The 7,847-nt window shown below is 41.6% G+C and carries 5 protein-coding genes and 2 pseudogenes; 3 read left to right on the forward strand and 4 right to left on the reverse strand.

Annotated elements, in window-relative coordinates; translation table 11 throughout:
* Positions 1-4: 4 nt before the first annotated feature.
* Both AB4375_RS16665 and AB4375_RS16670 read right to left on the reverse strand, forming a co-directional pair.
* On the reverse strand, positions 5-1,267 hold the full coding sequence (locus AB4375_RS16665) for a HAMP domain-containing sensor histidine kinase (protein WP_017068553.1): 1,263 nt from the start codon (positions 1,265-1,267) through the stop codon (positions 5-7).
* Positions 1,239-1,907, reverse strand: a complete 669-nt coding sequence (locus AB4375_RS16670) for a response regulator transcription factor (protein ID WP_017068552.1) — start codon at positions 1,905-1,907, stop codon at positions 1,239-1,241. Before AB4375_RS16670 ends, AB4375_RS16665 begins: the two co-directional genes overlap by 29 nt.
* Positions 1,908-1,991: 84 nt before the next feature.
* Between AB4375_RS16670 and AB4375_RS16675 the strand changes: the two genes are divergently transcribed.
* The 3 genes from AB4375_RS16675 (at position 1,992) to AB4375_RS16685 (ending at position 6,729) form a co-directional block, all read left to right on the forward strand.
* Positions 1,992-3,170 (forward strand): DUF5666 domain-containing protein, encoded by a 1,179-nt coding sequence (locus AB4375_RS16675; RefSeq protein WP_017107697.1) that lies wholly within the window; start codon positions 1,992-1,994, stop codon positions 3,168-3,170.
* Positions 3,171-3,272: 102 nt separating this feature from the next.
* Positions 3,273-3,800 (forward strand): N-acetyltransferase, encoded by a 528-nt coding sequence (locus AB4375_RS16680; protein ID WP_170962798.1) that lies wholly within the window; start codon positions 3,273-3,275, stop codon positions 3,798-3,800.
* Between the two features lie 247 nt (positions 3,801-4,047).
* Positions 4,048-6,729: a hypothetical protein gene (locus AB4375_RS16685; protein WP_372052056.1), complete on the forward strand. Its 2,682-nt coding sequence runs from the start codon at positions 4,048-4,050 to the stop codon at positions 6,727-6,729.
* A gap of 115 nt (positions 6,730-6,844) precedes the next feature.
* Here AB4375_RS16685 and manA read toward each other — a convergent pair.
* Both manA and AB4375_RS16695 read right to left on the reverse strand, forming a co-directional pair.
* Positions 6,845-7,615 (reverse strand): annotated as a pseudogene (gene manA, locus AB4375_RS16690) (mannose-6-phosphate isomerase, class I); the annotation flags it as partial.
* 54 nt (positions 7,616-7,669) lie between these two features.
* Positions 7,670-7,847: pseudogene (locus AB4375_RS16695) on the reverse strand (IS5/IS1182 family transposase); the annotation flags it as partial.

Consider the following 7,847-nt stretch of genomic DNA (forward strand, 5'->3'; position numbering starts at 1 on the left):
CAACCTAATTATCTACTGAGAAATCTAAGTAAGTACTGAATTGAAGCCCATCATCTTGAGTTTCAAAACTCCAACCCATTCGCTCACAAATTCGTTGCACAATCACTAGGCCACAACCATAGCCAGCATTGTAAGTCTCGTTGCCATCATGACGGTTAGTGATCACTAATTGAGAACCTGTCACCACAATTCCAACATCGCCAATACTGTAGCTAAACGCATTTTTAATTAAGTTATTCAATACAATAGTAATAAAGCTCTCTGGCGCATACACAGTGACAGTCTCTTTGACGTCCAGATCATAACTCGCATCCTGCTTGGCAAACAAAGGCGCCATTTCAAGCAACTGATTCTGAACTTCGACTGCCAAGTCATAGTGACCGAAATAATGCTCATCGATACTCTCTTTACCAAGCAGCAAAAACATCTCAGTCAGCACTCGCATCTGTTCACTCGCTTCTTGCAAGCGATTAATCGCTTTTAACGCAACAGGAGGTTGATTGGGTACTTTAGTTAGCAGCTCTGCCGACCCTTTTATCACCATTATCAGGGTTCTAAGTTCATGAGAAGCAAATCGATTGAACTCTTCTTCCCGCTGAAAAAAACCTGAAATATGATTCTTCGAATCTAAAAGTGTTTGCTCAATATGTCGTGTTTCAGCGTAAGATGTCTCAACTTCAAAACTTGGCTGCTCAGGGTGCATTTGCCCTATTTTCTTTTCTATTTGATTAAGTGGCCTCGACAGCGAGCGTACAACATAGATCCCATACAGAACCATGAAGATGGAGGTTAAGCCACCTAGTATGAGGGTGTAGTTGTGGAGGCTCCTTTCATACTCGTCGAGGTAGTCGTCGGCGTCATCTTGAAACAAGATATACATCAGCCCTTTGCCTGACGGGTGTTCGAATACGTAAAAATGTTTATCTTCTGTACCTAACAGATGTTCATAGAAGCCGGGCTCTTTGTATCGAGCTAACCAATTGGGCAGTTCACTTTCGCTCCAATAGGTTGAAAACTCATTTTCATTCGGCAACAACGCATCTTCGCCAAGCGACTGATATTCAGACGTATAACGGTTAGCTTCAGTGTCTAGCCAGTGATGGAGGCTGATCACTTCCATCTGGTTTTCAGCGATATAAATAACTGTCCAGAAAAGACTGAACATGACCAAGGTCATCAAGCCAAAGCTACGACGGATTTTTCGGTAGATGCTTGGGTAATCGGCGTGGCTTAAGCCGCTATGCTTTGAGTCGGTAACCTTGTCCATGAATAGTCTCTAATCGTGAATGTTCAAACCCTTTATCGAGCGCGTTGCGCAGGCCATAAATATGGCTTCGAAGCGCATCACTGCTTGGCGATTCATCACCCCAAACGGAATCAATCACTTCAATTCTTGAAACAATTGCTGGCGCATGGCGCATAAGGACTTTTAGTATTTTTAACTGGATTCGACTCAACTTAATAAGCCTACCTTCTCGGTATACCTCGTCGGTCTGCGAGTTGAGAGTAATATCGGCAAAACTCTGCTTTCCAATACCTTGACGTGGTCCTCGGCTTGCCAATGCGTTCAGCCTTAAACTGAGCTCTTGCATAGCGAAAGGCTTAACCAAGTAATCATCTCCGCCCGCTTGAAAGGCAGCGATTTTGTCATCCAACCTATCTTTAGCGGTTAAAAATAGAATTGGCGTAGGGCACTGCACCTCTTCTCTTAACTTTCTAACAGCAGAAATGCCGTCCAATTTAGGCATCATGATGTCCATAATAATCACGTCATAATAATTCTCAGACGCTAACTTCAATGCCGCTTCACCATGATAAGCACAATCAATCACCATCCCTTCCAACTCTAAGTAATCGGCAATGGTTTCTGCAACATTGTGGCTGTCATCAACGATCAAAACTTTCATCGATTTATTTCACCTTTCTTCACGAGTGCTTCACGTTTGAGTTTATAAGATACACCCTCAATAAACTAAATAAAGAGTATATAGATGAAAAAGTTAGCGCTGATTTCGGTTGTCGGTTTAATTCTAACTGGCTGTGGCGGTAGTGACAGCAATAGCAATGGAAGCAACGATAACAACACGCAAGCTCCATCAGCAATTCAAGGTACCATTGACTCTGTTTCTGGCAACACCATCGTTGTGAATGGTTATAGCTATCAAGTAGACAGTGCGAACTATGCAGGCGAAGATGTGGCAATTGCAGACCTAGAAAAGAACATGATGGTTTCCATTTCATCTAATGCTCGTAGCGCTTCAGCTCACACTAACGGAGCTCAAGTTGGTCTTGAACCGACCATCGTTGGTCTTATTTCAGACGCCAACCATAATAATGGCACATTTAAAGTCAATGGCATCGCATTGACCTTTACAGATCTGTCACGTGAAATTGAAAATGGCGATTGGGTTATGGTCTCTTCTTTACCAACCGCAAATGCTGGCTACAAAGTACTTTCTGTTGTTAAGTTTGAACACTCGAACTTAACAGAGTCGGTTGAAGTTGAGGGTTTGATCAGCGATTTAGATAGCAATGCGAAAACATTCAAACTAGGTGCAAGTCTAAATGTCGACTATTCAAATGCCCAAATCGATAACGACGACAGCACCTATGACTTATCTAATGGTCTTTGGGTTGAAGTGACTGGCTCAATTGCTGACTCTGTATTAAAAGCAGATGAAGTGGAAGTCGAAGATTTTGATGAGATCGATAATGATACAGAAATCGAAGGCATTATTACTTGGGTAGCTAACGACAAATCATCATTTGATTTAAGCTACAAAGGTCGCTTTCTTGTCAATGACAATACTCGTTACGAAGACGGCAACAAGTCAAACTTGACCGTAGGTACAGAAGTCGAAGTAACAACGAAACAAACTAATGGCGAAAATATTGCTACCGAAATCGAATTTGAACACGACGATGATTCACAAGATTGGAATGACAATGACATCGATTTTGAAGGTGTGGTTCAGAGTATCGACGAGCAAGCATTAAACTTTGTGATTAAGACAGCCTCAGGCAGTCAAACCGTATACGTTAACCAAAACACTCGCTATGAAGATGGTCTAAGTTTCCATACTTTACATGGTCAACGTATTGAGGCTGAAGCTTACAAGGTCAACAGCCAGTACATCGCAAGCGAAATCGAAGCAGAAGACAACGACTAACGCATAAAACATCCTTGTTATTGAGTTCAGAAGCCATGCACTACGCATGGCTTTTTTGCATCAAAATAATCCAAACGACAGATAAAAACTACCTTTTTAATTATGTTACTGTTTGCTTATTCAAAGGTGTTTGATAAGGATGTAAACAGAGTGGTAATAGAAGAAGAGAAGATACAATTCCAGCTCGTTTCAAATTCTGAATTCGAAGAACTGTTTGCGTTTGTTAAGCAGGGGCTTTTCATACACGTAGATAACGTTTTCGGCTGGGAGGACGACTTCCAACGTAAGCGACTTTTAAACGATTACCATCCCTCTTGGTTTCATTGGATATACCATAAAAACGAAAGAGTCGGACTCGTCTGCTTTAAGCCTTACGGAAACACCTATCATATTCATCTGCTGATCATTTCCCCTCAATACCAAGGTCAGTCTCTTGGTAAAAAAGCCATGTTACTCATCCACAACAAAGCCCATCAAGAACAACGAAACCAAGTCACTCTGTCGAGCTTTAGAAGTAACACTCGCGCCATCAGTTTTTATCAGGCACTTGGCTATCAAATTGTTGATGACAGTGATGCTCACTTTATCACCTTAGCTGCAAAAGTTTATAAAATACAACTAGATATATAATAATTACAATTGATAAGTATGTAAATTACAAGTACCAAACATTCACCATAGATATCACTCGCATATATAACTCCACTAGTTAGATATGTCTCTAGAATAAATACTCCGGCTATTTCCACCACATTCCGCTTTGATACATTTCTCATCAATGGCATTCAATTTATAAATAGTCATATTTATCAATGACATTCTGCCAATTGATTCCAGAGTAGTAAATTTTTATCAATAACTTAATAGGAGAACTAACATGAATGGTCAACGTTCACTGTTAGCAGTGGCAATAGCCCTAGGGATAGCAGGATGTGGTAGCGACAGTTCAAATAGCTCCACAACTGATACTGGCGGTTCAACAGCAACTTCAGCGTCTTTAACAGCAAAGGCCGCTGATGGCTATTTGGTAGGAGCCAATGCGTGTTTGGATCTAAACAGTAATAAAATTTGTGATAAGGATGAGCCAAGTGCCGTAACGGGTGACGATGGTTCGTTTACAATTGATAATCTAACTCAAGAACAACTTGAACAAGGTACTCTGTTGATCGAAGTGGTTGCCGGACAAACCATCGATACCGATAACCCAGGTGTCGTTCTAAGCAAGAGCTATCGCTTAACTGCACCACCAAAATCCGCATTTATTAGCCCATTAACGACTCTGATTCAAAATGAAATAGAGAGTGGTTCTTCGTTAGAAGAAGCTAAAACAGCTATTCAAGAGAAGTTGGGGACAACTCTCGATTTAACGCAAGATTATATCGAAGCCAAAAACAATAACGACTTAGCCGATGCACAAAAAGCGGCTTTTGAAAACCTACACCGCGTTGCTCAAGTTACCGCTTCAGTCATGGCAGAGAACACGGATGCGCTATCAGAAACAGCAGCGGGCGCCGGTATTTCTGTCGAAGCACTCACCGCATTAATTAATGAAGAAGTCACTCGAGTCCTCGAGGAAGTCGTAAAAAATATTGAAGCAGCTGGAGATAACTTCAACCCAAGCGATATTGCTGGCAGTATTAATCGCGATCACATCGCCATTGATGACTCTAATCTCGAAGATAAAATTAAAGAAAATGAGGCAAATAAAGGCTCTAAGCAAGCCGACCTCGCGAAGCTTATCAAAACAGACGGTATCAATTGGTTTGGCGGCGATAATGACACTGGCAAAGATTTAGTAGTTGCCTATGGAACATTGAAGTCTGATGCAGATAACTCAGTTACCGATACCAGTTATATTTATGATTACTTTGCTGAGCAATTTGTTGAGTTTGAATATACCCCTGACACAAATAGCATGGTGTTAGGACAAAACGGTTGGGAAGCGAGCGATGATACCTTAACCAGCATTAAGCCGAACGAAGACGGCAGCTTAACTCTAGAATCTAGAAGCTCGATTTTTAGTGAAGTTGCTAGCGCCAAGCAATTAGATATCAGTGGGCTCAATGTTCGTTCAATCATGGATCAAACGGATGATGAGAACGTTTGGTCTAACATTATGCCAGTAGGTTTAAAATTCCCTGACAACACAACCGCATATAAATTGTCTGTAGAAGACATCAGCGACAACATTTATACCTTTTACAAAGGTGATTGGTGTGCCGAGCACACTCCGGATCGCTATGAAGCGCTCAATAACATGTGTAACGGCATTAGCGCCTTTAAGAATGGCAGCGATACATGGCTTGCCACTTTGGCATCGACCATTGCTGAAGATGAATCAGACCGTCATGACACAGCGTCTAACAATCATGCAGATTTAATTCCAATGGCAGGCATGGAAAATGCTGAAATATTTGCACAGCTGCTCTCTAACGGCACCGTAGTTTATTATACAAGAGCATGGAATTTAGATTCTACATTCTCCAAATTGTCAGAACTCGGTTCGTGGAAAGATGAATCCGTAAATGGCGAGGTATTACGTCAAGTTACGATCCCTGAATCTATCCACTCGCAAGCTACATGGTCTAACTACCAAAAAGAAGATAACTCCGCTTACTTGTCTGTAGTCGAAGGCTTTGTACGTATTACCTTCAAAGAGATCGAAGAAGCTAGTAGTGAGGCTTATATCTTTGACGAAGCAACTAAACAGTTCATTTTGGATAACGCATTAACGCCACAGCCTCTGCATCCTCTGAACCTACAAGCTTGTCTCGACTCACTGCCGGATGCTCAGTTCATCGCTACAGCTAATGACGTTACGGTTTACGATGTGCAACGCACACCTATGTGGGAGCCGGAAGCAGTAACACAGAACCTAACTTATGAGTTTACCTACTTGGGTGACACTTTCTCTTGGCTGAATGATGTTACGTTAGTCACCGGACTTCCAAGTTGGATTTCTAACTTAGCAGGTAGCCTAGAAAAGACGCGTATCGATATAAAAGATTCGCAAGGTGTTTTAATGGGGTATGAGTATTCATATAGCTCTGAAGATCACTATCTAGGTCAAGAGGGCTTTAACTCTGATGACTCACTAGGCTGGGGTTCGGCTAAGGCTGTGTTGCCACTGGCAATTGCTGATAATCAAAAGATTATCAATCAAGTGGTAGATTTCGATACCTCAACCAATGCACCGCTAACATCACAATATGACTATGAGTATGACGAAGTCAGTGGTGAATTCATTGGGATTGAGTCTCCTGGATTAAGGACTGTATCTGTAGAAACGTCATTAGATGAAATTATCAACGGACGACCTTACTTTCTACCCACCTTCAACTACCAAGAAACATACTTAGGTAAAGAAGAAGCCACTGTACCTGCTGGTACCTTTGATGCATGTAAAGTAGAAAGTGAAACACAATTTGAAAATGACGGACCTCGTGACACTCAAACTGCTTGGCTTACAAACCGAGGATCTATTAAGTCCATTCGAGAGGAACAATCTTGGAGTATGTCGATTAATATGGAAGCAACAAGCTTGCCGACTATTAAGTAATCGATAGGCAACATGAACAAGCCAATATGAATTTGGCTTGTTCATTCTTCCATTAGCCCTTTAAGCCAACATCTTCATTCGCAAAACTTGATAGCAATTCCAGCTGAGCACTCACTTAATTAAACGCTCTGGCAACACAGCCATTACTGCTCAATTCGTAATGACCAATATAAGCCGGGATAAATACCGATTGCCCTTTCGTAAGGGTTAAGTGCTCACCTCTTTGGCTCACTAGCGTTAAATCATCATCTATTGCCATCAAAATTTCAGCACCGCTTGTGATCACTTCTTCTTGCTGAGGGCGATGAAAGATATTGAAATCAAAATCACTGAAAGGAATATCATAACTATCACATTGACCCAGTTTTGAGGGCGCTAACAACAAGCGTTCAAACGGGATCGGTTTGAACTCTGTACAGGCAACCAACTCGGCGACATCAATGTGCTTTGGCGTTAAACCTGCTCGCAAAACGTTGTCTGAATTTGCCATGATCTCGAGCCCAGTTCCCTTAATGTAAGCATGCGGAGTATTCGCATTCAAATACATCGCTTCACCCGGGTTCAATGTGATCAAGTTAAGAAGCAGAACACAAAATAGACCAATATCGTTTGGATACTGATGACTAAGCTCAATAACCAAAGCAAACTCCGCTTGGTCTTGATGAGCAGCCGCGTAAGTCAGAAGTTGCTCTAATGCTTGATGTTTACGTTGTTCATTCAACGTTAATAGATCGCGGAAAAACGTCTCTAAACCTAGAGAATCAAGGTTATTGCCAAACTGTTCAACCAAACTAGCCAGCTCGCTCGAATCTAACTTTCTGAACAGACCTAATATTTCATCGAACTCTCGAAAGCCATTCATCGCTTGGTATTCAGTGACCGCGTAAAGGCTTTGTTTCCTAATTGGATCTCAGATAGAAACGGCCAGTATGGGTGATTATTAGGCTATTTCTATCGTTTTAGGCATACCTAACCCTGTGAGCTTATTCAACGCTTTAATCATGGCGTAGGTTTCACCAACCTGAGCATTATAGTTTCTTAAACTTAATCGCCCACCAAACAGTGTTTTTACACGGAACATAGCCGTCTCTGAAAGTAACCGTTTATGGTAACCGTAC

It is taken from the genome of Vibrio sp. 10N.261.51.C6 (assembly GCF_041471785.1).
Taxonomy (GTDB): Bacteria; Pseudomonadota; Gammaproteobacteria; order Enterobacterales; family Vibrionaceae; genus Vibrio; species Vibrio crassostreae_C.